The organism is Pararhizobium sp. DWP3-4 (genome assembly GCF_049898205.1).
Taxonomy (GTDB): domain Bacteria; phylum Pseudomonadota; class Alphaproteobacteria; order Rhizobiales; family Rhizobiaceae; genus Pararhizobium.
Genome location: NZ_JAFCXF010000007.1, coordinates 87,537 through 111,843, shown reverse-complemented (window position 1 = coordinate 111,843; position 24,307 = coordinate 87,537). Strand labels below are relative to the sequence as shown.

Genomic DNA, 24,307 nt, shown 5'->3' with positions numbered 1-24,307 from the left:
ATCAAGGTGTTTGACTTGCGCGGTGACCTTTGCCAGTCTTCAGCAATTGCGAAAAAAAGAACGAGGAAATATCTGATGAGCACTCCCTCCATCGTTATCGCCAGCGCCGGCCGAACCGCCGTCGGGTCGTTCAACGGCTCCTTTGCCAACAGTCCGGCCCATGAACTTGGCGCAGCTGTCATCAAGGGCGTACTTGAGCGCGCCGGTGTCGAGGCCGCCGAAGTCGATGAGGTCATCCTCGGTCAGGTCCTGTCGGCCGGCGAGGGCCAGAACCCGGCCCGCCAGGCGGCGATGAAGGCGGGTATCCCGCAGGAAGCGACGGCCTGGGGCATGAACCAGCTCTGCGGCTCGGGCCTGCGCGCCGTCGCGCTTGGAATGCAGCAGATTGCAACCGGCGATGCCAAGATCATCGTTGCCGGCGGCATGGAATCGATGTCGATGGCGCCGCACTGCGCGCACCTGCGCGGCGGCGTCAAGATGGGCGATTTCAAGATGGTCGATACCATGATCAAGGACGGCCTGACCGACGCTTTCTACGGCTATCATATGGGAACGACCGCCGAGAACGTCGCCAAGAAGTGGCAGCTTTCGCGTGAGGATCAGGACGTGTTTGCGCTGGGGTCGCAGAACAAGGCCGAGGCTGCTCAGAAGGCCGGACGTTTTGCCGACGAGATCATTCCCTTCATCGTCAAGGGCCGCAAGGGCGACGTCACCGTCGATCAGGACGAGTATATCCGTCATGGCGCAACGCTGGAATCGATGACGAAGCTTCGTCCGGCCTTCGACAAGGAAGGCACGGTCACCGCTGCCAACGCCTCGGGCTTGAACGACGGCGCCGCCGCAACGCTTTTGATGACCGAAGCGGAAGCCGGACGCCGTGGCATCCAGCCGCTTGCCCGCATCGTCTCCTGGGCAACGGCCGGTGTCGATCCGCAGATCATGGGTACCGGGCCGATCCCGGCTTCGCGCAAGGCGCTCGAAAAGGCCGGCTGGTCCGTTGCCGATCTCGAGCTTGTCGAGGCCAATGAGGCTTTCGCTGCCCAGGCCTGCGCCGTCAACAAGGATCTCGGCTGGGATACTTCCATCGTCAACGTCAATGGCGGCGCCATCGCCATCGGTCATCCGATCGGCGCTTCGGGCGCACGCGTGCTGAATACGCTTCTGTTCGAAATGAAGCGCCGCGGTGTCTCCAAGGGGCTGGCAACACTTTGCATCGGTGGCGGCATGGGGGTCGCCATGTGCGTCGAACGGCTATGACAATCAAACGTTAGTCGATCGCTCCGGCCCTCGGGCCGGAGCAAAATCCACGGCAAGAGCCTAAGCTGGGTTTGCGTCTCAAGGTGCATGCGCAAATACAAAACGAAAAACGGGGGGAAACCATGAGCAGAGTAGCATTGGTCACCGGTGGTTCACGCGGTATTGGCGCCGCGATATCCATCGCCTTGAAGGCAGCTGGATACAAGGTCGCTGCAAACTACGCCGGCAATGACGAAAAGGCCAAGGCCTTCACCGAGGTTACCGGGATTCCGACCTACAAATGGGACGTTTCCGACTACTCCGAATGCACCAAGGGTATTGCCCGGGTGGTGGATGAACTTGGCCCCGTTGAGGTTCTGGTCAACAATGCCGGCATCACCCGCGACGCCATGTTCCATAAGATGACGGCGGAAAGTTGGAATGCGGTTATCGACACCAACCTCACGGGCCTTTTCAATATGACTCATCCCATCTGGACCGGCATGCGTGACCGTAATTTCGGCCGCGTGATCAACATTTCTTCGATCAATGGGCAGAAAGGCCAGATGGGGCAGGTCAATTACTCCGCAGCAAAAGCTGGCGATCTCGGCTTCACCAAGGCTTTGGCCCAGGAAGGTGCGGCCAAGGGCATCACCGTCAACGCGATATGCCCCGGCTATATCGGTACGGAAATGGTGCGGGCCATCCCGGAGAAAGTGCTGACCGAGCGGATCATTCCCCAGATTCCCGTCGGCCGCCTTGGCGAACCGGAGGAGATTGCTCGTTGCGTCGTATTTTTGGCATCGGATGACGCCGGCTTCATCACTGGCTCGACCATTTCGGCCAATGGCGGTCAGTTTGTCGTCTGACGGAGGGGACTTCTTATTGCCAACGGCGCCGTCGATGGCGCCGTTTTCTTCTGCGGCAAAGGTTAACACGCGAGGCGAGAGCGGATGACGAAAGCACAGTTATCCACCATTCTGTATGGTTAACAATTTGATTTAACACGATATATCGCTGTGAACAAATGGGGAAACAGGTTGTGTCCGTGATTCGTCTCCGGTTTGTTCCCGCTTTGGCTGAGGTGTTAATGATGGTGCGTGACATCGCCTGAAACGGCTGCTCGCGCCGCCGGTCTCCGATGCTGTGAATGTGAGCAAAGCGAGAGTGCGCGGAGGATTTTTTCCGGGTTTCGAACCTGATCGGAATCTGGCGAACAAAGTGGCATCGTGCCCGGGCGGTTTTGTCTCTGCTTTGCCGTTCCTTGTGCTGAGGATACAGGCGGCAATGGAACGATCACTATTTGTATCTGTTTTGTTCTGGTGTCTATTTTAAAAACTACTAATATTTAGGGGTGTTTTGTTCTCATCGGGGCATGGACAATTTTTCCCGAAATTTCAGCTATCCGGATTCCGAATCTCAGATTCGTTCTGCTTGGCGCATGGCGTGCAATGTTCGTTTTTCGAGGGATTTGGCACTGAAAGTGTCGATTCAGCATCTGGTGCGAATCCGGCTTACGAAATCAACATTTAGCGGTGAACAAACCCTGAATCCGTTCGAGTCTTCCTTTCGTCGCTGATTCGTTCCACCGCTGTTCCAAATTCGGCACGCAAGGGGTGGAAATGCCGGTCAAAGGCCCCATTTGAATGTTTCATGGCCTCATGCCCCTTGCGTTTCTATTTTGGCGTGGGCATGTGTTCCGCGCCGGTTGAAACGGCTTTGAAACGCTGTGAATGGCCTTCGCAGATTGAAAGTGCGCAGGATCGATATAGTGCCTGACCAACCGATGATCTTGAGTGGCCGCGGCGTGATCGCGGTGCTCGGCCCCACCAATACTGGCAAGACGCATTACGCGATCGAGCGCATGGTTGCGCACGAAAGCGGCGTCATCGGCCTGCCGCTGCGCCTTTTGGCGCGCGAGGTCTATACGCGTGTCGTCGAAAAGGTTGGCGCCCACAATGTCGCGCTGATCACCGGCGAGGAAAAGATCACCCCGCATATGGCGCGCTTCTCGGTTTGCACCGTCGAAGCCATGCCGCGCGAGACCAAGGCCGCCTTTGTCGCTATCGACGAAGTGCAGCTGGCCGGAGATCTGGAGCGTGGTCATATCTTCACCGACCGGCTGATGCATCTACGCGGCCGCGTCGAGACGTTGCTGCTGGGTGCCGCGACCATGCGGCCTATCCTCGAACGTCTGCTCCCCGGCATCACCGTTGTCGAGCGCCCGCGCCTGTCGCAGCTTCTCTATGCCGGCTCCAAGAAGATCACCCGCCTGCCACAACGCACGGCGATCGTGGCGTTTTCGGCTGAAGAGGTCTATGCGATCGCCGAATTGATCCGCCGCCAGCGCGGCGGTGCGGCCGTCGTGCTCGGCGCCCTGTCGCCCCGGACGCGCAATGCACAGGTGGCGCTCTATCAGGCCGGCGATGTCGAATATCTGGTGGCGACCGATGCGATCGGCATGGGGCTCAACCTCGATGTCGATCACGTCGCCTTCGCGCAGGGACGCAAATATGACGGCTACCAGTTCCGCGATCTCAATCCCGGCGAACTGGCGCAGATTGCCGGACGCGCAGGCCGTCACCTGCGCGACGGGACGTTCGGGGTCACCTCGCGGGTCGAGCCGTTCGACAACGAACTGGTCCACCGGATCGAATCACATCAGTTCGATCCTGTTCGCGTGCTGCAATGGCGCTCCAAGTCGCTGAATTATGCCTCGATCCCCGCTCTCAAGAAGAGTTTGGATGCCGCTCCTGCCATCCATGGCCTCACGCGGGCCTTGCCGGCGGTCGATCAACAGGCTTTGGACTATCTTTCGCGCTATCCGGAGGTTACCAGTGTCGCAACCACACCGGAGCGTGTAGAGAAACTGTGGGAAGCCTGCGCGCTTCCCGACTACCGGCGTATTACGCCGGCGCAACATGCCGATCTGATTTCGACGATCTATGCCGATCTCGTCCGGCGTGGCACAGTGAATGAAGATTTCATGGCCGAACAGGTCCGCCGGGCGGACCATACGGATGGTGAAATCGACACATTGTCCGCGAGAATTGCACAAATAAGGACGTGGACCTATGTGTCCAACCGTCCAGGATGGCTTGCCGATCCGACACACTGGCAAGAAAAGACGCGGGAAATCGAAGATCGATTGTCTGACGCGTTACATGAAAGGTTGACGAAACGCTTTGTTGATCGCAGGACATCTGTGCTCATGAAGCGCCTGAGAGAGAATGCGATGTTGGAAGCTGAAATCAGTGTAAATGGCGATGTCTTCGTTGAAGGTCATCATGTGGGACAATTGGCCGGGTTCCGTTTCACGCTGGCGACAGTGGCCGATGGTCTTGACGCGCGCGCCGCTCAAGGGGCAGCCCAAAAGGCGTTGGCTCTTGAGTTTGAAGCGCGTGCCGCACGATTGCATGCGGCGGGCAATGCCGATCTGGCCTTGTCGTCGGATGGTCTCGTGCGCTGGCTCGGCGATCCCGTGGCCAAGCTGACAGCCAGCGACCATATCATGCGTCCGCGCGTGCTGTTGCTCGCCGACGAGCAGTTGCAGGGCAATGCCCGCGAGCATGTGCTCGCCCGCATCGAGCGCTTCGTCAATCATCACATCTCGACCGTGCTGAAGCCGCTCGACGATCTGTCGCGTGCCGAAGACCTCGAAGGTCTGGCCAAGGGTCTGGCTTTCCAGCTGGTGGAAAACCTTGGCGTGATGTTCCGTCGCGATGTCGCCGATGACGTCAAGTCGCTGGATCAGGAAGCGCGTGCCTCCATCCGCCGCCACGGCATCCGCTTCGGCGCCTATCACATTTTCATGCCGGCCCTTTTGAAGCCCGCTCCGGCGGAGCTCATCACACTGCTCTGGGCGCTGAAGAACGACGGTCTCGACAAGCCAGGCTATGGCGATTTGATCCCGGTTCTGGCCGCAGGCCGCACCTCGGTGGTTACCGACCCGACCTATGAACGTACTTTCTACAAGCTGGCCGGTTTCCGGTTCCTTGGAAAACGTGCTGTCCGCATCGACATCCTTGAGCGTCTGGCCGACCTAATCCGTCCGCTATTGCAGTGGAAGCCGGGTACGACGGCGCGTCCGGACGGTGCCTATGACGGCCGCCGCTTTACTGCGACGACGGCCATGCTGTCGATTCTGGGCGCGACACCGGATGATATGGAAGAGATCCTCAAGGGTCTTGGTTACCGTGCCGACGCCGTCAAGGTCGAGGAAGCCGCTGCTTTCCTCGCCGCACAGTCCGGATCTGCCGCACCGGCAACCGACGCTGCAGCGTCCGACGCACCGGCTGAAACCGCCGATCACGATGATGCGGACGCAGCGGCCGAAGAGCCTCATGCTGCTGAAGCGGCACCGGAGCAGGCAGCAGAGCCTGTTGCCGTTGTTGCGGAAGCCGATGCTCCCACAGAAACCGATGCGACAGCGACCGAACAGGTCGTCATTGCCGAGCAGGCTGGCGAGCTGGCCGAGCCGGTCGAAGCCAAGCCTGTTCTTCTGTGGCGCCCGGGCAGCCGCAACGACAACCAGCGTTCGGGTGGACGCCCGCAGGGTGATCGCCGTTCAGGCAACAATCGTGCGCCGCAGGGTGAAGCCCGCCGCGAAGGTGGCGAGCCGCGCCGCGAGGGCGAAGGCCGTCGCGAAGGCCGCGATGACAATCGCAAGCCGGGTGGCGGTGGCAGGCCTGACCGCAATCGCGGCCGTGACGGTGGCAAGCCCCAGGGCGGCCAGAGGAATGAGAAGGGCGACCGTCAGGATCGTCCCGATCGCAACGACCGCGGCGGAAAGCCGCAGGCCGCCAAGTTCGAAGCTCGTCCTCCGCGCAAGGAAAAGCCGATGGATCCGGATTCGCCTTTCGCCAAGCTCGCTGCTCTGAAGGAGCAGATGAAAAAATAAGGGCAGGTGACGGTATGGGTGGAAAACAGCCTCAGTCCCTGCCGGTTCTGCGCCAGCGTCTCGACAAATGGCTGTTCTTCACGCGCCTGCAAAAGTCTCGCTCGATCGCCCAGAAGGCGATCGAGTCCGGCGATATCCGGGTCAACGGCTCCCGCATCACCCAGCCATCCCATGCATTGAAAGCCGGCGATGTCGTCATCGTCTCGCTTGACCGGCACGACACCGTCGTGCGTGTTTTGCTTCCCGGTGTCCGGCGCGGACCCTATGAGGAGGCGCGGCTACTTTACGACGACCTGACGCCTGCGATCGTTCCCGGCGAAAAGCCGAATGCCTTCGAGCAGGCAACGCGGGAGCGTGGCAGCGGACGGCCGACCAAGAAGCAGCGCCGCGATGTCGATAGGCTGAAGCAGGATTGGCATCAGGAATAGCAAACAGGATTAGAAAACTGTCCCGCCGGGCGCCGGTTTCGCGCATGGATTATTCTTGCAAAGCCCCCGCAAAGCCTTTACCTCACGGGGTAAATGAGCAGCCGTGTTGCGTCACGAGAGACGTTGGCGGGCTGGGATCCCCGAACGGATGCGGATAAGCGGACCTCGCTTTTGGTTCCTGTCTGCTGCAACGTGAGAAATCGCTGGAGTACCTCATGACGTATGTCGTGACAGACAATTGCATACGCTGCAAATATACCGATTGCGTCGAAGTGTGCCCGGTGGACTGCTTCTATGAAGGCGAGAACTTTCTGGTCATTCATCCTGACGAGTGCATCGATTGCGGCGTCTGCGAGCCGGAATGTCCGGCGGGCGCCATCAAGCCGGATACCGAGCCGGGCCTGGACATGTGGCTGAAGGTCAACGCAGACTTCGCCACACAATGGCCCAATCTCACCGTCAAGCGTGATGAGATGCCGGAAGCCAAGGAAATGGACGGCGAAGAAGGCAAGTACGAAAAATACTTTTCGCCGAAGCCTGGTCAGGGCGACTGACGTCATAGGTTCCGGGTGGCCGGTTGATTCCCGGTTGCAAAAGATGGCGAAATTTGGGGAATCATGGCTTAACCATGTCCGTGACGGGCTGGTTGGCCTTGATGGCCGTTGTAAAGCAAATTATTGATTTCCGCAGTTTTTTATGATAGGGTCTAAAAACTGATCCACATCGTGGCACTTGCGTGTGCCCGAAAAACCATCACGAAAGCAAAAAAATCCCACTGCGCGGCTGACCCCAAATACGCAACTGCAGTTGCTTGTGTGTGATCGCCCCGCAGAAGATCGATTTGATGACCGTTGGAACGGATCAGCATGGAGTCACCCGACGGTGCCCCCGTCCATCCCGGGCCTGACTGACCCGGCCCCGGCTTATTGCCGGGAGCGTAACAGGGAGTTTTTGAAACGAATGACGACCCAGCAGAAAAAATCTTCAACACGCCATGGATTCAAGACCGGTGAATCGATCGTTTACCCAGCCCACGGCGTTGGACAAATTGTAGCAATTGAAGAACAGGTGGTTGCGGGCATGTCCCTCGAACTGTTTGTCATCGATTTCGAAAAGGACAAGATGCGTCTCAAGGTGCCGGTAGCAAAGGCCGTCTCCATTGGCATGCGCAAGCTCTCGGAGACCGATTTCGTCGAACGTGCATTGAAGGTCGTCCAGGGCAGGGCACGCGTCAAGCGGACCATGTGGTCCCGGCGTGCGCAGGAATATGATGCAAAGATCAATTCCGGTGACCTGATCTCGATCGCCGAAGTGGTTCGCGACCTCTATCGTGCTGAAAACCAGCCGGAGCAGTCCTATTCCGAACGTCAGCTTTACGAAGCTGCGCTTGACCGCATGGCGCGCGAAATCGCAGCCGTGAACAAGATGTCGGAAACCGAAGCTGTCCGTCTTGTCGAAACGAACCTCAACAAGGGTCCGAAGCGCGGCAAGGCCATCGAAGAAGACGAAGCGCAGGAAGAAGCCGCGTAAGCATTCTTCAAGCACTGCTTCCATCTCAAAAGCCCTGTCAGCAATGACGGGGCTTTTTTGTGTCTGCTGTCCGGCTCTTTGGCTACGCCCGGATAAGGCGGGTCCGAGGAGACTCTTTCCGTCGTCGTGATATGCTACCGCTTGAGGCGCCTTGCCGCGATCTGCCGGCACGGGAGGCGAAGGAGATGAACCGGCACGGGAGGAGAACATGCCTGCTACCGTTTCTCTACATCCATTGCTCGACAAGGGTGCGCTCAAGGGGGCGCCGGGCTTCACTGGCGGCGTTCTGGTCTGTGCGTGTACCGACAGGCCTGTAAGGGTCAAGGTCGAGGGCGACGTCGCCCACAATCACGCCTGTGGCTGTACCAAATGCTGGAAACCGGCCGGAGCGACCTTTTCGATCGTCGCCGTTGCCGCGCATGACAAGATTACCGTGCTTGAGAACGGCGACAAACTCGAAGTCGTCGACAAGACTGCGTTGATCCAGCGCCATGGCTGCAAGGGCTGTGGCGTCCATATGTACGGCCCTGTGGAGCGGGAACATCCTTTTCAGGGGCTGGACTTCATTCATCCCGAACGTTTTGAGAGCGATGGCTGGTCACCGCCCGGTTTCGCCGCCTTCGTCTCCTCTATCATCGAGTCCGGCACCGATCCTGCGGATATGCCCGCTATCCGCGCACGGCTGACCGAGCTGGGGCTCACGCCATCCGATTGCTTGAATAATGCCTTGATGGATTATATCGCCACCTGGACGGCGAAGAAGAGCGGCGTGCTCAAATCTTGATCCGCAAATGAAAAGGGCGCAGCGATCGATATCGCTGCGCCCTCTTTTATTTCGCTGGGAAGCGTCTGCTTATGCAGCGCCGCGCGACTTTTCGAAACGCTTGCGGTCGTTGCTATCGAGGTACATCTTGCGCAGGCGGATGTTCTTCGGCGTCACTTCTACCAGTTCGTCGTCCTGGATCCAGGACAGCGCGCGGTCGAGCGTCATGCGGATCGGCGGGGTCAGCTTGACAGCTTCGTCCTTGCCGGAGGCGCGCATATTGGTGAGCTTCTTGCCCTTCAGCACGTTGACTTCGAGATCGTTGTCACGCGTGTGGATACCGATGATCATGCCGGCATAGACCTTCTCGCCGACGTCGATGATCATCGGGCCGCGGTCTTCCAGGTTGAACATGGCGTAGGCGACGGATTCGCCAGCATCGTTGGAGAGCAGAACGCCCTGAACGCGGCCGCCGATATCGCCCTTGTAAGGCTGATATTCGTGGAACAGACGGTTCATGATGGCCGTGCCGCGCGTGTCTGTCATCAGTTCCGACTGGTAGCCGATCAGGCCACGGGTCGGAGCAAAAAACTTCAGACGAACGCGGTTGCCGCCGGAGGGACGCAGTTCGGCCATTTCAGCCTTGCGCTCGGACATCTTCTGGACGACGACGCCGGAATATTCCTCATCGACGTCGATGACGACTTCTTCGACCGGTTCCAGCATCTGGCCGGTGGCTTCGTCCTTGTGCATGACGACGCGCGGACGCGAAACGGCAAGCTCAAAACCTTCGCGGCGCATGGTTTCGATGAGAACGGCGAGCTGCAATTCGCCACGGCCGGAGACGTAGAACGAATCCTTGCCTTCGGCTTCCTCGATCTTCAGCGCGACGTTGCCTTCGGCTTCCTTGAGCAGGCGGTCACGAATGACGCGGCTCGTTACCTTGTCGCCTTCGGTGCCGGCAAGCGGGCTGTCGTTGACGATGAAGGACATGGTGACGGTCGGCGGATCGATCGGCTGGGCATGCAGCGCCTCGGTGACCGAGGGATCGCAGAACGTGTCGGCGACCGTGCCCTTGGACAGGCCGGCGATGGCGACGATGTCGCCCGCATGCGCTTCCTCGATCGGCGTACGCTCGATACCGCGGAAAGCGAGAATCTTCGAGATACGGCCGTTCTCAATCAGCTTGCCGTCCTGGCCAATAACCTTGACGGCCTGGTTTGGCTTGATCGAGCCGGAATGGATACGGCCGGTGATGATGCGGCCGAGGAAGGGGTTGGCTTCCAGGATCGTGCCGATCATGCGGAATGCGCCGTCTTCTTCGCCGACGCTCGGCTCTGGAACGTGCTTGAGAACGAGGTCGAGAAGCGGTGCGAGACCCTCTTCCTTCGGACCTTCCGGATTGAGGTTCATCCAGCCATTGCGGCCAGAACCGTAGAGGATCGGGAAGTCGAGCTGCTCGTCGGTTGCATCGAGATTGGCAAACAGGTCGAAGACTTCGTTGATGACTTCCTCGTGGCGGCCGTCCGGACGGTCGATCTTGTTGATCGCGACGATCGGGCGAAGGCCGACCTTCAGCGCCTTGGAGACGACGAACTTGGTCTGTGGCATCGGGCCTTCCGAGCTATCGACCAGAACGATCGCGCCGTCCACCATCGACAGGATACGCTCGACTTCACCGCCGAAGTCGGCGTGGCCGGGGGTGTCGACGATATTGATGCGAACGCCCTTCCACTCGATCGAGGTGGCCTTGGCCAGAATGGTGATGCCACGCTCTTTTTCGAGGTCGTTCGAATCCATCATGCGCTCGGTCGTGCGCTGGTTGTCGCGGAAGGAACCCGACTGCTTCAGAAGTTCGTCGACAAGCGTGGTTTTCCCATGGTCAACGTGTGCGATGATCGCGATGTTGCGCATTTTCATGTGTGAATACTCGGAGGTTTCGGGGCGTATGTGATGAACGCCGCATCTTCAATTGCGCGGCTCATACAGGTTTTTTTGCATTTGCGAAAGGGGGGAGGGCGGCAAAGTCTTGAGAGAGAGTGAATCCGGTGGTCGTTTCATACGGAATTGCCGATTGGGTCGAGCGTGATCTGCCAGAGTTCCTGATCGTCGCGATCCATCAGCCGGACCGTCATCTGCTCGGTCTGGCCGTTGATATCGACAAGGCCGAAGAACTGCAGGCCGGCAGACGGCGGCAGGTTCTGGTCTATGCCGCTGCCGGCCGCCTTGATGAAACGAACGTCCGGACCGAACGTCATATCCAGTTCCTTCGGTCCATAGGTGCCGGAATGCAGCGGACCGGAAACGAATTCCCAGAACGGCAGGAAGTCCTTGAAGGCGGCGCGGGAGGGGTCGTAGTGGTGGGCGGCAGTGTAATGCACATCCGCCGTCAGCCAGACGGTGTTCTGGATGGCATTGTCGCGGATGAAGGTGAGGATATCGGCGAATTCCTTTTCCCGGCCGGTGGGCTGGCCGTTGTCGCCATTGGCGATCGCATCGGAGCCCTGCCTGTTGGCGAAATCGTCCCAGACGACGAGCCCGATCGGCATGTCGCAGGCAATCACCTTCCACGTGGCTGTCGAGGCCGCCAGTTCCCGCTTCAGCCAGTCCGCCTGCCGCCAGCCGAACAGTTCGTTGCCGCCGCCCTGATTGGCTTCACGGTAGGAACGCAGATCGACGAAGAAAACATCGAGCAGCCGGCCATAGGGGATCTTGCGGAAGATGCGGCCGGGCTGGGCGGGAATGGCGCGGATCGGCGTCATCTCCTGAAAAGCCTGCATGGCGCGGGCCGCATAAACCGAGACGTCCTTGTCCGGATAGCGGTGATCGTCACGCAGATCGGTCGAGGGCGACCAGTTGTTCAAAACCTCATGATCATCCCACTGGTAGAAGGTCGGACACGTGGCATTCAGGGCGCGAACATGATCGTCGAGTAGATTGTATTTCCACTGGCCGCGATATTCCTCGAGCGTGCGCGCCACCTCGCGTTTTTCCGGCGTGACGATGCGGTTCTTCCAGATCGTGCCGTCGCGCAGCGGAATTTCGTCGGGGATGGGGTTGTCGGCATAGATCGTGTCGCCGGAATGGATGAAGAAATCCGGCTCGTGCAGCTGCATGGTCGAATAGGTCTTCATGCCGGTATCGTCGATGCCCCAGCCTTGGCCGGCGGTATCGCCCGACCAGACGAAACGCACCGAGCGGCGGCGCAAGGGTGCTGTGCGAAACCGGCCGATGACCGGTTCGGAAACGCTGTTGCTGTCGTAGAGATCGGTTGCGGTGAAGCGGTAGAAGATGTCCTGGTCCGGCAGCAGGTTGTTCAGCGCACATTTTACGGCGTAGTCGCTGCCCGGCAGCGCATCGATCAACGGCAAACGCACCGGAGAAGAAAAGCTCTCGGTCGTCGAATATTCGACAGCGATGCGCGACGGCCGGTCGGCCCGTGTCCAGATCATCCCGGATTTCGTATCGACATCACCGGACTGGACACCATGCGTGAAGGACGGCCTGCCGTAGCTTCGGGAATAAAAGGGCGTGGCGAGAACGGATGTGGCGGCAAACCCGGCGGCGCCTGCAGACAGCAGGAAGGAACGGCGGGTCAGCGTATCCTGTATATCGACCAAATCGGCCTCCGGTACCATCTCGGGAATCACGTGAAACCCGAGGCGGACCTTTGGCGAAAGCGATGTCAGTTCGTTTACAGTTGGATGAATCTATTCCAACGGTTTGGCGACAGTTCCGTGACGTGATGACATTCCGTGCTGTTTATTGACAATATTCAGCACAAGTATCATCCTGACGGCTGTAATTGTGAGATCAGCATGGCGTCGGAAAGCATTCATGTCCGGGTCACAGGCCCCTTGCAGGACCATGTCCAGCAGCAGATCGGCCAGGATGGCCTCTACGAAAACGCCAGCGAGTACATCCGCGCTCTGATCCGCCGTGATCTGCAAAGCCGGACAGAGGCCTGGGACTGGCTGCAAAAGAAACTGGAACCTGGCTTGAGGGCTGACGAAAACGAGTTTGTCGCCGTTTCGGCAGAAGACGTCATTCGCCGCAACACAAGCCGATAGGATGGCCGGATATCTGTTTTATCCTCCAGCCGATGCCGCACAGGATCGGATTTGGAGGGATACCGTCGTGCAGTGGGGTGAAGCGCAGGCGGTTACCTATATTACAGGCCTTCACACTCATCTGCAGACCCTGTCTGAGACCAAAGCCCTGTGGCGCCGTTTGCCAAGCGCTCTCGCAGTCCCGGCCGGTCTGAAAGTCCAGGCCTTCTTCAGCCGCTCCGAACGGCACTATCTGTTTTTCGCGAACTCCCGAGCGGCAAGATTGGGGTCATGGCCATCCTGCACGACCGGATGGATATCCCCGTGCGGCTGCACGAGGATATGAGCGGTATTGCCGACAAGTTCGAAGACCCGTAGCCGTTCAGGCGTCGGAGCCCGATAGTTCTTCCGTGACCGCCAGCCCCTTCTTCGCCAGCATCGCATCCGGACTTGGCAGTTTGCCGCGAAAAGCCTTGTAGGCATCTTCCGGATCGAGCGAGCCGCCGGTGGAATAGATGTGGTCCTTCAGCTTCTTGGCCATCGCCGTATCGAACGCATCGCCGGTTTCCTCAAACGCAGCGAAGGCATCGGCGTCGAGCACTTCCGACCACATGTAGGAATAGTAGCCGGCCGAATAGCCGCCGGCGAAGATGTGCTGGAAGTGCGGCGAGGCATGGCGCATGACCAGCGACTTCGGGATGCCGAGTTCGGCCAGGATTTCCGCTTGAACCGCCATCGGGTCGTCGATCGGGCCGCGGGTGTGGAATTCCATATCGACGATCGCCGATGAGGTGAATTCCACCGTGTTGAACCCGGCGTTGAAGGTGCGGGCGGCCAGAACCTTGTCGAGCAGCGCTTGCGGCATCGGCTCGCCGGTTTCGACATGCACGGCATATTGCTTGAGGATATCAGGCACCGTCAGCCAGTGTTCGTAGAGTTGCGAGGGCAGTTCGACGAAATCGCGGGAGACTGCAGTGCCGGAAACGGACGGGTAGGTGACATCCGACAGCATGCCATGCAGCGCGTGGCCGAATTCGTGGAACAACGTGCGGGCATCGTCGAGCGACAACAGAGCCGGCTTTCCTTCCGCCGGTTTTGCAAAGTTGCAGACATTGTAGATGATCGGCAGCTCGCCGGTCTTGCCGTTCTTCATCGGCAGCTTGTGCTGCGACTGGAACGCGCTCATCCAGGCGCCGGAGCGTTTCGAGCTGCGGGCAAAATAGTCGCCGAGGAAAAGGGCAACAAGCTTGTCGTTCGCATCGCGGATTTCAAAGACGCGGACGTCCGGGTGATAGGCGGCAATGCCCTTCTTCTCGACCGCACGAATGCCGAACAGCCGGTTGGCGACATCGAAGCAGGCCTCGATGATCTTTTCGAGCTGCAGATAGGGCTTCAGTTCGGCTTCGGAGAAGTTGAATTTTTGCGCGCGGATGCGCTCGGAGTAGAAGCGCCAGTCCCAGGGCATCACGTCGTGGTTCTTGCCATCCTCGGCGATCATTCTTGCGATATCGGCTTCTTCCTCGCGGGCGCGCTTCACGGCTTTTTCCCAGACAGCGCGCAAGAGATCGTTCACCGCAGCCGGTGTCTTTGCCATGGTGTTGTCGAGCTTCATTTCGGCGAAGTTGCCGTAGCCGAGCAGCTTGGCAACCTGGCTGCGTAGCGCCAGCGTTTCGCGGATGATGCCGCGATTGTCGGTTTCGCCGGGATTTTCGCCACGGGCAACCCAGGCCTTGAAGGCCTGTTCGCGCAGATCGCGGCGTTCCGAGAAGGTCAGGAAGGGCTCGATGATCGAGCGCGACAGGGTAACGGCATATTTGCCGTCTTCGCCGCGTTCGCGGGCGGCTGATGCCATGGCGTCCCTGAGGAAATCCGGCAGCCCTTCGAGTTCCGGGTCGTCCGTGAGAATCAGCGACCATTCCTTCTCATCGGCAAGGACGTTCTGGCCGAACTGGGTGCTGAGGCCGGCGAGCTTTTCGTTGATCCCGGCAAGGGTTTCCTGCTCGGGCTTCGGCAGCTTGGCACCGGATTTCACAAAACCCTTCCAATGGCGTTCCAGCACGCGCAATTGTTCGAGCGAGAGGCCGAGAGCCTCGCGCTTCTCCCACAGCTGATCGATCCGCTGAAACAGCGCTGCATTCATGCCGATCTTCGAATAGTGCCGCGACATTTTGGGCGAGATGTCCCGCTCCAGTGCCTGGATGGCGTCATTGGTATGCGCACCAGCCCGGTTCCAGAACAGCGACGAAACCCGTGACAATGCGTCACCGGCGGTCTCAAGGGTGACGATGGTGTTTTCGAAGGTGGCAGGCTGCGGATTATTGGCAATGGCGTCGATTTCGGTTTCGTGTCCGGCAAGGGCCGCCTCGAAGGACGCTGCAAAATCGTTATCGCTGACCGCCTCGAAGCGCGGCAGCCCATCCGGGCCGTTCCAATCGGTGATGGCAGGATTCAGCGCGGGGTTCGACGTCATAAGGCAGTCCTTTCGCATTCCGGTATGTCCCGCTTAAAGCAGGTACTGCCAAGCGTTGTCGGCAGCGATTGTGGAAATATCAAGATTGTCAGGTGGGCGCTGGCGGGCGGCCGGTCAAGGCTTGCGCAGTCCCAAAAGTCCAGGTGCCGCATGCCAGACGGCCTGCACGGCAAAGCCCATGAACAGCACGCCGGACAGGCGCACGATCGCCAGTTCGTGGCGGCGGTAGAAGCGCCGCACCACCGAGGCGCCGATGATGCCGATCAAAATGATATCTGCGACCAGGAATCCGAGGAAGGAAACGGCGAGCAGCGCCGGAAGTGCATGAAAATCGAGCGCGTTGGAGGAGCCGGCAAGAAGCGCCGTAAAGGTCGCCAGTGCAACCGGATAACCCTTCGGGTTGGTGAGGCCGAAGATCAGGCCGCGCCGGTAAGGACGCTCAACGGTTATCAGCGGCTGGTTTTCGCCACGCGGCTTGGCCCGCAGCGCGTTCCAGCCGATCCAGGCAAGGTAGAAGCCGCAGAGCATGCCGAGAATGTCGAACACCGTGCTGCCGATCGTCTTTGCGCCGACGATCGCGATGAGCGCCAGTGCCGACCACAGCAGGTCACCGGCCAGATGGCCGCCCATGAACATCGCGCCTGCCTTGCGGCCTTGTCCGGCTCCGATGCCGAGAAGGGCAAGAAAGGCAGGGCCGGGGATGAGAACGTAGAGAAGGGCGGCCAGAAAGGCGCCAAAAAGCAGGGTCTGCGTCATGGAATCTCCTCGCGCGTGAAAATCCATTCGACCTTGCGACGCTGATTCCGTCAAGATGCAGTTGGGCGGATGCGGACAGGGCCAGGCGGAGCCCTGCCGCGCGGAACAGAAAAGCTTATTTCGCTTCGGTTGCCTTCATGGCGTTGTCGAGATGCATGGAGCAGTCGTCGGTCTTGCCGTCTTTCATTGCCATCTTGGCGCTATCGACTTCCTTCATCGCCATCATCATGGAATCCTTCTTCATCGGATCGGTCATGCCCTTGGCCATTGCTTCTGTCTTCATGATCGACGCGTCATCGCAAGTCATCATGCCGGCGGCGAAAGTTGGAGCCGAAAGGCTGGCAATGATGGCTGTGGCGGCGAAAATTGTCTTAAGCATGGTCTCTCTCCCAGTGAGGCGGGAGCATGATTGCTCCCGCCGCGAACTCTGCTCCCAGGTTATGAACACGTTCAATTCACGCATGCGCGATGCACGGCGTTGTCATAACGCGTGCTTTTCATTGTTACTTTCGTGATCGATTTATTACCGACTGCGTATGGTTTACCGAAAATTTTCTTGAAACTTGCCGGTCTACCTTCCGCTTGATAAGTAAAGCTTACGATTAACCCGAAGGCGAATCCCCATGCCGGTCAGATTGGAAACCGATACGATCGGCATGCTGCTGACCGATGTGTCACGGTTGCTGCGCGGCGCGTTCGATCGCCGCATTACCGCGTCGGCTCTGGGGGTGACGCCGGGAGAGGCCCGGGCGCTGATCCAGGTGGCGGCGACAGAGGGCATCAAGCAGGCCGAGATCGCCATCAGGATGGGCATCGAGCCGATGACGCTCTCCACCTATCTCGACCGTCTCGAAGGACTAGGGCTTGTCGAGCGTGTTCCCGATCCTTGCGACCGCCGGGCGAAAAATGTCGTGGTGACCGACAAGGCGGATACGTTGCTTCTCGACATTCGCAGGGAGGTTCGTGACCTGATGGATCAGGTCACGCTCGGCCTCGATGCGGAGGGCCTTGAGGCGCTCAGGGCAAGCTTGAAGGGCCTGCGCGACAATCTCCAACAACTGGATCGCTGCGCGTCCTCTGACAAGAAAAGTGTCTCCGAATGAACCTGCGGATGAGCGAACGCCGGACCAGCGTGCTGGGCGCTTTGCTGGCGACCCTTGGGCCGATCTCCATGTCGATCTACACGCCGGCCATGCCCGAACTGGTTCAGGCTTTTGCCACCACGGAATCGATGATCAAGCTGACGCTGTCGGTTTATTTCGGCGGTTTCTCGGTGGCGCAGTTGATCGCAGGTCCGATGTCGGACGCGTTCGGCCGGAGGAAGGCAACACTTGCCTTCGTCGGCATCAATCTTCTGGGCAGCCTCGTCTGCGCCTTTGCGCCCACGGTTGATTGGCTGCTGGCCGGGCGGCTGATCCAGGGGATTGGCGCTTCCGTCGGGATCACCGTGGCGCGGGCCATCGTGCGGGATCAGTTCACCGGTGCCGAGGCATCCCGGATCATGAACCTGATCGGCATCATGCTGGCCATCGGCCCGGCCATGGCGCCGACAATCGGCGGGCTGGCGCTGGCGGCCTTCGGCTGGCAGGCGATCTTCTTCCTGCTGGTCGGTTTCGGGCTCATCGCCATTGCTGCCGTCATCGTCTTCATGCGCGAAACCACGGTGCCGGACCCGCGCCGCGCCCGGCCGGGTCCGCTTCTGTCGGCCTATGGCGAACTTATCCGCGATTCCCGCTTCGTCGCCGCTGCCATCGTGCTCGGCGGCTCGGTCGGCGCGCTCTATGCGCAGTCGACCATGCTGTCCTTCATTCTGATCGACAGGGTCGGGATGACACCGACGGGTTTCGGGATCGGTATGCTGATGCAGAGCGGTTGCTATTTTTCAGGTTCGGTCTGCCTCAAGCTGACGGCGGCAAAACTTGGCGGCGAATGTTCGGTTCGCGCCGGGCTTGCCCTTTGTGCGATCGGCGGGCTGCTGATCGCCCTGTCCGTCCATTTCATCGCGCCGACCTATCTGTCGGTGATGCTGCCGATTGCCTTTTCCGCCTTCGGCACCGCCTTCCTGACACCGCATATGACCACGGCGGCGCTGCATTCCTTCCCGCATATTGCCGGTTCGGCGTCGGCGATGATGGGGTTCATCCAGATGGCCGGCGGTTTTCTCGGCGGTCTTGCCGCTGCCCTTCTCGGCACGCCCTTCACTGCCTTCGGCATGATCATCCCGATGATGCTGTTTGCCTCGGTGGCCAGCTATGTCTGGTTTCTGCGTTCGACGCGGAGACTGGTGCTGGATACCGCGAAGCCGCCGGGCGAATAGGCAGAGTCTTGTTGCTTTAAGGCTGGACTTAGGCCGCTGACGAACGTCGCAAGCCGGCTCATCCTCGGGCTTGCCCCGAGGATCCAGGCTCCAGCACGCGCTTTGGAATCTGCAATTACGCAGGCCTGCGGCTGGATGCTCGGGTCAAGCCCGAGCATGACGGAGCGTGGGGTAACGGATACCCAAATGGACTTTGCCAGCGGACAGAGCCTGTCACAAGAAACAGGCTCTGTCGTCTCACAGGCTCTGCGGTCTACTTGTCGCGGTTGCGGGCGGCGAGCGTGCGCAGGCGCAGAGCGTTCAGCTTGATGAAGCCGGCGGCGTCCTTCTGGTCGTAGGCGCCTTGGTCGTCCTCGAAGGTGACCAGCTTGTCGGAATAGAGCGACTTGTTGCTTTCGCGGCCGGTGACCATGACATTGCCCTTGTAGAGCTTCAGCGTCACTTCGCCTTCGACATGCTCCTGGCTCTTGTCGATCAGCGCTTGCAGCATCTCGCGTTCCGGCGAGAACCAGAAGCCGTAATAGATCAGCTCGGCGTAGCGCGGCATGATGTCGTCCTTGAGGTGCGCTGCACCCCGGTCGAGCGTGATCGATTCGATGGCGCGGTGAGCAGCCAGAAGAATGGTGCCGCCCGGGGTCTCGTAGACGCCGCGCGACTTCATGCCGACGAAGCGGTTTTCGACGAGATCGAGCCGGCCGATGCCGTTGTCGCGGCCGAGCGCGTTGAGCGCGGTCAGGATCGAGGCCGGGCTCATTTCCTTGCCGTCGATCGAAACGGCGTCACCCTTGCGGAAGCCGACCTTGACGGTGGTTGCCACATCCGGTGCTTCTTCCGGCGAAATCGTGCGCATGTAGACATAGTTCGGGGCTTCGACGGCCGGATCTTCGAGAACCTTGCCCTCGGACGACGAGTGCAGCAGGTTGGCGTCGACCGAGAACGGCGCTTCGCCCATCTTGTCCTTGGCAACCGGGATCTGGTGCTGTTCGGCAAAGGCGAGCAGGTCGGTGCGGCTCTTGAACGACCAGTCGCGCCAGGGCGCAATGATCTTGATGTCGGGGTTCAGCGCATAGGCCGAGAGCTCGAAGCGAACCTGGTCGTTGCCCTTGCCGGTGGCGCCATGGGCGATGGCGTCAGCGCCGGTTTCGCGGGCGATGTCGATCAGGTGCTTGGAAATCAGCGGGCGGGCGATCGAGGTTCCGAGCAGGTAGACGCCTTCATAGACGGCATTGGCGCGGAACATCGGGAAAACAAAATCCTTGACGAACTCTTCGCGCACATCGCGGATGTAGATATCCTTGATGCCCATCATCTCGGCCTTCTTGCGGGCCGGCTCGAGCTCTTCGCCCTGGCCGAGATCGGCGGTGAAGGTGACGACTTCAGCGCCGAGTTCGGTCTGCAGCCATTTCAGGATGATCGACGTATCGAGACCGCCGGAATAGGCGAGAACGACCTTTTTCACTTGCTTTGCCATGTTTGTCTGTCCGTCTTGTCAGAGAAAACGCGGGCTTGCCCGAGAAAATGCGGGATCGCGCCCAAGAAAAATTCTGCGGCACTTTTAGCGAGATTGCCGTGCCACGCAACCCTTTCGGCCAGAGAATAGCGCACTTGTCGCCTCGTTGAGGTTTGAGGCTCGGGCAATTCGGCGTCGCCTTTCGACCACAAAGCAAAAAGCCCGCCGACCTCATGGGCAGCGGGCTTGATGGCGTTATAGCGGCGTCGAACAGCTATTGCCTAGTTGCACTGGCGGCGCGGTCCGTAATTCGGCTGGTATGTGTTGTCGGACGCCCGGTACGAGCGATACCGCGCATAGCAGGCCTGAGTGTGGGAGTTGCCATTGGAATAACGCGGCTGCGATGCGATTGCACCGCCGATAATCGCTCCGGCAGCCAAGCCGCCGATGATTGCAGCGGCATTGTTGTTCCGGTCGCGGCGGCGATAATCGTCCCGGTAATAGCCACGGCGATCGTCGCGGTGGATGCGATCCCATCTGTTATTCCGGTCACGGTCCCAGCCGTTGCCCTGGTGGCTCCTGCGAATGATCGTAGGTCCGCGATGGTCACCCACCTCGAGGATATCGGACTGCGCGGTCTGAGTTTTCATAGGCGTGCCTGGAAAGGCATTTGCGGGAGCGAAACTGGTCAGCGCTGTTACGGCTGAAATGAAGAGGACGGCTATTTTTCTCATGAATTCTTCCTTTTGTCGTGGCGGAAACGGCGGAGGCGAACATTCGTTCCGGTTGTATGCCATCACCATTTGGTGATGCGTGTATTCGGATGTCTTTCGACACCCGGTGGCTGGCGAAATGCCGAATTGCTTTCAGCCGCCATTTGGGACATTCAATAAGCGTGCATCGAACGAATGCGCGGCTTCACCGTCCCATAGGATTGAAAGATGGATTTCCTGCCGAGCCTGCCGACACTTCTGGCTTTCACTGCAGCGACGCTGCTTTTGGCGGCGACGCCGGGTCCCGACATGACGCTGTCGATCAGCCGGGCGCTGTCGCAGGGCAAGGCCGCTGCCTTTTTCATCGTGGTTGGAACCAGCCTTGGCTGCGTTGTACACACGCTACTCGTCGCTTTCGGCATCTCGGCGCTGATCACCGCCTCGCCGACAGCCTTCATGATCCTGAAGACCGGCGGTGCCGCCTATCTGTTCTGGTTGGCCGTGCAGGCGATCCGCTATGGATCGACGCTGACAGTCAAGAAGGTCGATGATACCGGCGCCTCGCCGCTGGCCAACATTTCCACCGGGCTCTGGGTCAACCTGCTTAATCCGAAGGTCATCATCTTCTTCATGACCTTCCTGCCGCAGTTCGTTACTGCGAATGATCCGGCCGTGACGCAGAAGCTCCTGTTCCTCGGCTTCTTCTTCATCGTCGCGGCCATGCCGGTCAATGTTCTGGTCATCCTGACCGCCGACGGCCTGTCTGGCTGGCTGCAGCGCCGCAAGAGCGTCATGCGCGGCATCGACTACACGTTTGCCGGTGTGTTCTCGATCTTCGCGGTAAAAATCCTGTTCACGCAGACGCGCTGACCAGAATCACCCGATCAGCAGCGCGTCATCATCCAGCGTCTGGCCGCGAATCTTGCGGAACATGGCGATGAGGTCTTCGACCTGCAGCGTCTTGCGGCTATCGCCGGAAACGTCGAGCACGACCTCGCCGCCATGCAGCATGATGGTGCGATGACCGAAATCGAGCGCCTGGCGCATCGAGTGAGTGACCATCAGCGCCGTCAGCTTGCGCTCGGACACGATCTTCTGGGTCAGGTTCATGATGAACTCGGCCATGCCGGGATCGAGTGCTGCCGTATGCTCGTCGAGCAGCAGCACTTCCGAGCCTGCAAGCGTTGCCATCACCAGCGAGACAGCTTGCCGCTGGCCGCCCGAAAGCAGGTCCATGCGGTCCCGCATGCGGTTTTCGAGGCCGAGGTTGAGTTCGGCGATGCGTTCGCGAAAATGTTCGCGGCGCTTGGGGCCAAGCGCCGGCGTCAGGCCCCGGCTTTCGCCGCGCCGCGCGGCAAGCGACAGGTTTTCCTCGATCGACAGGGCGCCACAGCTGCCCGCCAGCGGATCCTGAAAGACGCGGGCGACGAGGCCGGCACGGGCGGCGGTGCCCTTGCGGGTGACGTCGGTGTTGCCGATGGTTACCTGGCCTGCGGTCGGGATGACATCGCCGGCGAGCACGCCGAGTACGGTGGATTTTCCGGCACCATTGGAGCCGATGACGGTGACGAAGGTGCCTTCCTCGATGGTCAGGCTGACGCCGTTGAGCGCCTGCTTCTGCAGCGGCGTTCCCTTGCCGAAGATGACCTGGATATTGTCGAGCTTGATCATGCGGCACCTCCGCGGCGCAGGCGGGGAAGGACGAGGGCGACGGTGACGAGAGCCGCGGTGACCAGATTGAGGTCAGAGGCCTGCAGGCCGAGCATATCGGTGGAGAGCGCCAGCTGGATGGCGATACGGTAGAGGATCGAGCCCAGCACGCAGCCGATCAGCGCAATCAGGATGCCGCGCGCTCCAAGCAGGGTTTCGCCGATGATGACGGCAGCGAGACCGACGACGATTGTGCCGACGCCGGAGGTGACGTCGGCAAAGCCGTTGGTCTGAGCAAACAGCGCGCCGCCAAGCGCGACCAGCGCGTTGGACAGCGCCATGCCGAGGTAGATCTGGCGGCTGGTATCCACCCCTTGCGCCCTTGCCATGCGCGCATTGGCGCCGGTGGCCCGCATTGCCAGTCCGGCGTCGCTCTCAAGGAAGCGCCAGACGGCGATAACCGCGACAACGACGAGAAGCCCAATGAACAGCGGGCGAAGGTAAAAATCCCGAAGACCAAGGCCATAGAAGGGCGACAGCATCGTATCTGCATTGATCAGCGCGACATTCGGCTTGCCCATGACGCGCAGGTTGACCGAGAACAGCGCAATCATCGTCAGGATCGATGCGAGAAGATTGAGAATGCGGAAGCGGACGTTGAGGATGGCGGTGACGATGCCGGCGGCGGCGCCTGCGATCATGGCGACGCCCGAGGCGATCCATGGATTGACGCCGGCAATGATCAGCACGGCGGCAACGGCAGCACCCAGCGGAAACGAGCCGTCGACGGTCAGATCCGGAAAATCGAGCACGCGGAAGGCGAGGAAGACGCCGATGGCGACGAAGGCATAGACGAGCCCAAGCTCGACTGCTCCCCAGAAGGCAATTTGGCTCACCGCTGTCGGTCCTCTCTCAACGTCGTCAAGCCCGGTCCGGTAGCCGGGGCTTATTTTACAAATGAACCGCCCCCGTATGGAAGGAGGGCGGCTCAAAATCAATCAGATTGTGCAAATATAGGCGGCTTGGTCTTATTCGATGACGCGGGTGGCGCGGCTGAGAACGCTTTCAGGGAAGGTGACGCCCATCTTGACGGCAGAGCCCTTGTTGATGACCAGATCGGTACCGGCGGCAACCTTGACGGCGATGTCGCCCGGGTTTTCACCCTTCAGGATGCGAACGACGATGTCGCCGGTCTGCTTGCCGACATCATGATAGTTGAAGCCGAGGGCAGCAACGGCGCCACGCGAGACGGAGTCCGTGTCGGCGGTGAACAGCGGCAGCTTGGCTTCGACGGCCACGGCAACAGCGCCTTCAAGCGCCGAGATGATCGTGTTGTCGGTGGGCACGTAGATAACGTCGGCGCGGCCGACCAGCGCGCGGGCTGCGCCCTGGACTTCGGCCGACTTGGTGGCGGCCGATTCAACCACCGTCAGGCCAGCCTTTTCGGCTTCGGTCTTCAAGACGGCGAGCAGCGATACGGAGTTTGCCTCGCCGGAATTGTAGAGATAACCGATCGACTTCACGTTGGGCAGGATTTCCTTGATCAGCGCGACATGCTCGGCAACTGGCGACAGGTCGGAAAGACCGGTGACGTTGCCGCCTGGCTTGTCCATGTCCTTGATCAGCTGGGCGCCGAGCGGATCGGAAACAGCGGTGAAAACAATCGGAATGTCACGCGTCGAGGATACGACGGCCTGGGCCGACGGTGTCGAGATCGGCACGATAACATTCGGGGCTTCGCCGGCGAACTGGCGGGCGATCTGGGCTGCCGTTGCCGGGTTGCCCTGCGCGGATTCGTAGAGGAATTTGAGGTTCTCGCCTTCCTTGTAACCGGCAGCGGCCAGGGTTTCCTTGACGCCATCACGCACGGCATCGAGTGCCGGATGTTCGACGATCGCGGTGACCGCAACCGTGACATCTTCCGCCCGGGCGGGCAGGGTGAGGGCGACGGTTGCCGCCAAGGCGATGAGAAGTGAACGCATGGGTGTCCTCCAAGACTGATTTTTAGGCAGTCTTAGGAAGGCTCGACACGTAAATCAATCGAA

General features: G+C 60.0%; 21 protein-coding genes. 11 read left to right on the top strand and 10 right to left on the bottom strand.

Annotated elements, in window-relative coordinates; genetic code table 11:
- Positions 1 to 75 precede the first annotated feature (75 nt).
- The 7 genes from ACP7E6_RS18990 to gfa all read left to right on the top strand — a co-directional run bounded on the left by ACP7E6_RS18990 (position 76) and on the right by gfa (position 8,878).
- Positions 76 to 1,257 (top strand): acetyl-CoA C-acetyltransferase, encoded by a 1,182-nt coding sequence (locus tag ACP7E6_RS18990; RefSeq protein WP_426231282.1) that lies wholly within the window; start codon positions 76 to 78, stop codon positions 1,255 to 1,257.
- A gap of 122 nt (positions 1,258 to 1,379) precedes the next feature.
- The gene (gene phbB / locus ACP7E6_RS18985) at positions 1,380 to 2,105 is read left to right on the top strand and encodes an acetoacetyl-CoA reductase (RefSeq protein WP_426231281.1); all 726 of its coding nucleotides are present in this window, start codon (positions 1,380 to 1,382) and stop codon (positions 2,103 to 2,105) included.
- A gap of 917 nt (positions 2,106 to 3,022) precedes the next feature.
- Complete coding sequence (locus ACP7E6_RS18980) at positions 3,023 to 6,136, top strand: helicase-related protein (RefSeq protein ID WP_426231493.1); 3,114 nt, start codon at positions 3,023 to 3,025, stop codon at positions 6,134 to 6,136.
- A gap of 14 nt (positions 6,137 to 6,150) precedes the next feature.
- A complete protein-coding gene (locus tag ACP7E6_RS18975) occupies positions 6,151 to 6,564 on the top strand; it encodes an RNA-binding S4 domain-containing protein (protein ID WP_426231280.1) in 414 nt (137 codons plus the stop codon).
- Between the two features lie 215 nt (positions 6,565 to 6,779).
- The gene (gene fdxA / locus ACP7E6_RS18970; protein ID WP_113241731.1) at positions 6,780 to 7,118 is read left to right on the top strand and encodes a ferredoxin FdxA; all 339 of its coding nucleotides are present in this window, start codon (positions 6,780 to 6,782) and stop codon (positions 7,116 to 7,118) included.
- A gap of 406 nt (positions 7,119 to 7,524) precedes the next feature.
- Entirely contained in the window at positions 7,525 to 8,094 is a 570-nt protein-coding gene (locus ACP7E6_RS18965) for a CarD family transcriptional regulator (protein ID WP_426231492.1), read from the top strand.
- A 208-nt stretch (positions 8,095 to 8,302) separates the two neighbouring features.
- The gene (gfa, locus tag ACP7E6_RS18960) at positions 8,303 to 8,878 is read left to right on the top strand and encodes an S-(hydroxymethyl)glutathione synthase (protein ID WP_426231279.1); all 576 of its coding nucleotides are present in this window, start codon (positions 8,303 to 8,305) and stop codon (positions 8,876 to 8,878) included.
- A gap of 69 nt (positions 8,879 to 8,947) precedes the next feature.
- On the opposite strand, the gene typA is transcribed toward gfa, so the two are convergent.
- Positions 8,948 to 10,777 carry a translational GTPase TypA gene (gene typA, locus ACP7E6_RS18955; RefSeq protein WP_426231278.1) on the bottom strand — a complete coding sequence of 610 codons (1,830 nt, stop codon included), beginning with the start codon at positions 10,775 to 10,777 and terminating at the stop codon, positions 8,948 to 8,950.
- A gap of 137 nt (positions 10,778 to 10,914) precedes the next feature.
- Entirely contained in the window at positions 10,915 to 12,477 is a 1,563-nt protein-coding gene (locus ACP7E6_RS18950; protein ID WP_426231277.1) for an alkaline phosphatase D family protein, read from the bottom strand.
- A 198-nt stretch (positions 12,478 to 12,675) separates the two neighbouring features.
- Between ACP7E6_RS18950 and ACP7E6_RS18945 the strand changes: the two genes are divergently transcribed.
- Positions 12,676 to 12,927: a ribbon-helix-helix domain-containing protein gene (locus ACP7E6_RS18945; RefSeq protein WP_426231276.1), complete on the top strand. Its 252-nt coding sequence runs from the start codon at positions 12,676 to 12,678 to the stop codon at positions 12,925 to 12,927.
- Positions 12,928 to 13,288: 361 nt separating this feature from the next.
- On the opposite strand, the gene ACP7E6_RS18940 is transcribed toward ACP7E6_RS18945, so the two are convergent.
- From ACP7E6_RS18940 to ACP7E6_RS18930, 3 genes are all read right to left on the bottom strand, one after another.
- Entirely contained in the window at positions 13,289 to 15,376 is a 2,088-nt protein-coding gene (locus ACP7E6_RS18940; RefSeq protein ID WP_426231275.1) for a M3 family metallopeptidase, read from the bottom strand.
- 114 nt (positions 15,377 to 15,490) lie between these two features.
- Positions 15,491 to 16,132, bottom strand: a complete 642-nt coding sequence (locus ACP7E6_RS18935; protein WP_426231274.1) for a LysE family translocator — start codon at positions 16,130 to 16,132, stop codon at positions 15,491 to 15,493.
- 115 nt (positions 16,133 to 16,247) lie between these two features.
- Positions 16,248 to 16,511, bottom strand: coding sequence for a hypothetical protein (locus ACP7E6_RS18930; protein WP_426231273.1), 264 nt, complete (start codon positions 16,509 to 16,511; stop codon positions 16,248 to 16,250).
- 244 nt (positions 16,512 to 16,755) lie between these two features.
- Here ACP7E6_RS18930 and ACP7E6_RS18925 point away from each other — a divergent pair, with 244 nt between their 5' ends.
- Together ACP7E6_RS18925 and ACP7E6_RS18920 are read left to right on the top strand one after the other, a co-directional pair.
- Entirely contained in the window at positions 16,756 to 17,235 is a 480-nt protein-coding gene (locus ACP7E6_RS18925; RefSeq protein WP_426231272.1) for a MarR family winged helix-turn-helix transcriptional regulator, read from the top strand.
- Between the two features lie 8 nt (positions 17,236 to 17,243).
- Complete coding sequence (locus ACP7E6_RS18920; protein ID WP_426231271.1) at positions 17,244 to 18,449, top strand: multidrug effflux MFS transporter; 1,206 nt, start codon at positions 17,244 to 17,246, stop codon at positions 18,447 to 18,449.
- Between the two features lie 253 nt (positions 18,450 to 18,702).
- Here ACP7E6_RS18920 and ACP7E6_RS18915 read toward each other — a convergent pair whose 3' ends face one another.
- Entirely contained in the window at positions 18,703 to 19,920 is a 1,218-nt protein-coding gene (locus tag ACP7E6_RS18915; RefSeq protein WP_426231270.1) for an argininosuccinate synthase, read from the bottom strand.
- A gap of 260 nt (positions 19,921 to 20,180) precedes the next feature.
- Positions 20,181 to 20,633, bottom strand: a complete 453-nt coding sequence (locus ACP7E6_RS18910) for a BA14K family protein (RefSeq protein WP_426231269.1) — start codon at positions 20,631 to 20,633, stop codon at positions 20,181 to 20,183.
- A gap of 207 nt (positions 20,634 to 20,840) precedes the next feature.
- On the opposite strand from ACP7E6_RS18910, the gene ACP7E6_RS18905 reads away from it, so the two are divergent.
- Positions 20,841 to 21,482, top strand: coding sequence for a LysE family translocator (locus ACP7E6_RS18905; RefSeq protein WP_426231268.1), 642 nt, complete (start codon positions 20,841 to 20,843; stop codon positions 21,480 to 21,482).
- A gap of 6 nt (positions 21,483 to 21,488) precedes the next feature.
- Here ACP7E6_RS18905 and ACP7E6_RS18900 read toward each other — a convergent pair whose 3' ends face one another.
- The 3 genes from ACP7E6_RS18900 to ACP7E6_RS18890 form a co-directional block, all read right to left on the bottom strand.
- The gene (locus tag ACP7E6_RS18900) at positions 21,489 to 22,283 is read right to left on the bottom strand and encodes an ABC transporter ATP-binding protein (protein ID WP_426231267.1); all 795 of its coding nucleotides are present in this window, start codon (positions 22,281 to 22,283) and stop codon (positions 21,489 to 21,491) included.
- On the bottom strand, positions 22,280 to 23,158 hold the full coding sequence (locus ACP7E6_RS18895) for an ABC transporter permease (RefSeq protein ID WP_426231266.1): 879 nt from the start codon (positions 23,156 to 23,158) through the stop codon (positions 22,280 to 22,282). The genes ACP7E6_RS18900 and ACP7E6_RS18895 overlap by 4 nt, the downstream gene beginning before the upstream one ends.
- A 132-nt stretch (positions 23,159 to 23,290) precedes the next feature.
- The gene (locus ACP7E6_RS18890) at positions 23,291 to 24,244 is read right to left on the bottom strand and encodes an ABC transporter substrate-binding protein (protein ID WP_426231265.1); all 954 of its coding nucleotides are present in this window, start codon (positions 24,242 to 24,244) and stop codon (positions 23,291 to 23,293) included.
- Positions 24,245 to 24,307: the final 63 nt, after the last annotated feature.

Bases quoted from the DNA above. Each gene is read 5' to 3' on its own strand.
- ACP7E6_RS18980 (WP_426231493.1), top strand. From the start codon at position 3,023: ATGATCTTGAGTGGCCGCGGCGTGATCGCGGTGCTCGGCCCCACCAAT.
- ACP7E6_RS18915 (WP_426231270.1), bottom strand. From the start codon at position 19,920: ATGGCAAAGCAAGTGAAAAAGGTCGTTCTCGCCTATTCCGGCGGTCTC.
- ACP7E6_RS18930 (WP_426231273.1), bottom strand. From the start codon at position 16,511: ATGCTTAAGACAATTTTCGCCGCCACAGCCATCATTGCCAGCCTTTCG.
- ACP7E6_RS18935 (WP_426231274.1), bottom strand. From the start codon at position 16,132: ATGACGCAGACCCTGCTTTTTGGCGCCTTTCTGGCCGCCCTTCTCTAC.
- ACP7E6_RS18945 (WP_426231276.1), top strand. From the start codon at position 12,676: ATGGCGTCGGAAAGCATTCATGTCCGGGTCACAGGCCCCTTGCAGGAC.
- ACP7E6_RS18990 (WP_426231282.1), top strand. From the start codon at position 76: ATGAGCACTCCCTCCATCGTTATCGCCAGCGCCGGCCGAACCGCCGTC.
- fdxA (WP_113241731.1), top strand. From the start codon at position 6,780: ATGACGTATGTCGTGACAGACAATTGCATACGCTGCAAATATACCGAT.
- ACP7E6_RS18965 (WP_426231492.1), top strand. From the start codon at position 7,525: ATGACGACCCAGCAGAAAAAATCTTCAACACGCCATGGATTCAAGACC.
- ACP7E6_RS18910 (WP_426231269.1), bottom strand. From the start codon at position 20,633: ATGAGAAAAATAGCCGTCCTCTTCATTTCAGCCGTAACAGCGCTGACC.
- ACP7E6_RS18925 (WP_426231272.1), top strand. From the start codon at position 16,756: ATGCCGGTCAGATTGGAAACCGATACGATCGGCATGCTGCTGACCGAT.
- ACP7E6_RS18890 (WP_426231265.1), bottom strand. From the start codon at position 24,244: ATGCGTTCACTTCTCATCGCCTTGGCGGCAACCGTCGCCCTCACCCTG.
- gfa (WP_426231279.1), top strand. From the start codon at position 8,303: ATGCCTGCTACCGTTTCTCTACATCCATTGCTCGACAAGGGTGCGCTC.
- ACP7E6_RS18900 (WP_426231267.1), bottom strand. From the start codon at position 22,283: ATGATCAAGCTCGACAATATCCAGGTCATCTTCGGCAAGGGAACGCCG.
- phbB (WP_426231281.1), top strand. From the start codon at position 1,380: ATGAGCAGAGTAGCATTGGTCACCGGTGGTTCACGCGGTATTGGCGCC.
- ACP7E6_RS18940 (WP_426231275.1), bottom strand. From the start codon at position 15,376: ATGACGTCGAACCCCGCGCTGAATCCTGCCATCACCGATTGGAACGGC.
- ACP7E6_RS18975 (WP_426231280.1), top strand. From the start codon at position 6,151: ATGGGTGGAAAACAGCCTCAGTCCCTGCCGGTTCTGCGCCAGCGTCTC.
- ACP7E6_RS18905 (WP_426231268.1), top strand. From the start codon at position 20,841: ATGGATTTCCTGCCGAGCCTGCCGACACTTCTGGCTTTCACTGCAGCG.
- ACP7E6_RS18920 (WP_426231271.1), top strand. From the start codon at position 17,244: ATGAGCGAACGCCGGACCAGCGTGCTGGGCGCTTTGCTGGCGACCCTT.
- typA (WP_426231278.1), bottom strand. From the start codon at position 10,777: ATGAAAATGCGCAACATCGCGATCATCGCACACGTTGACCATGGGAAA.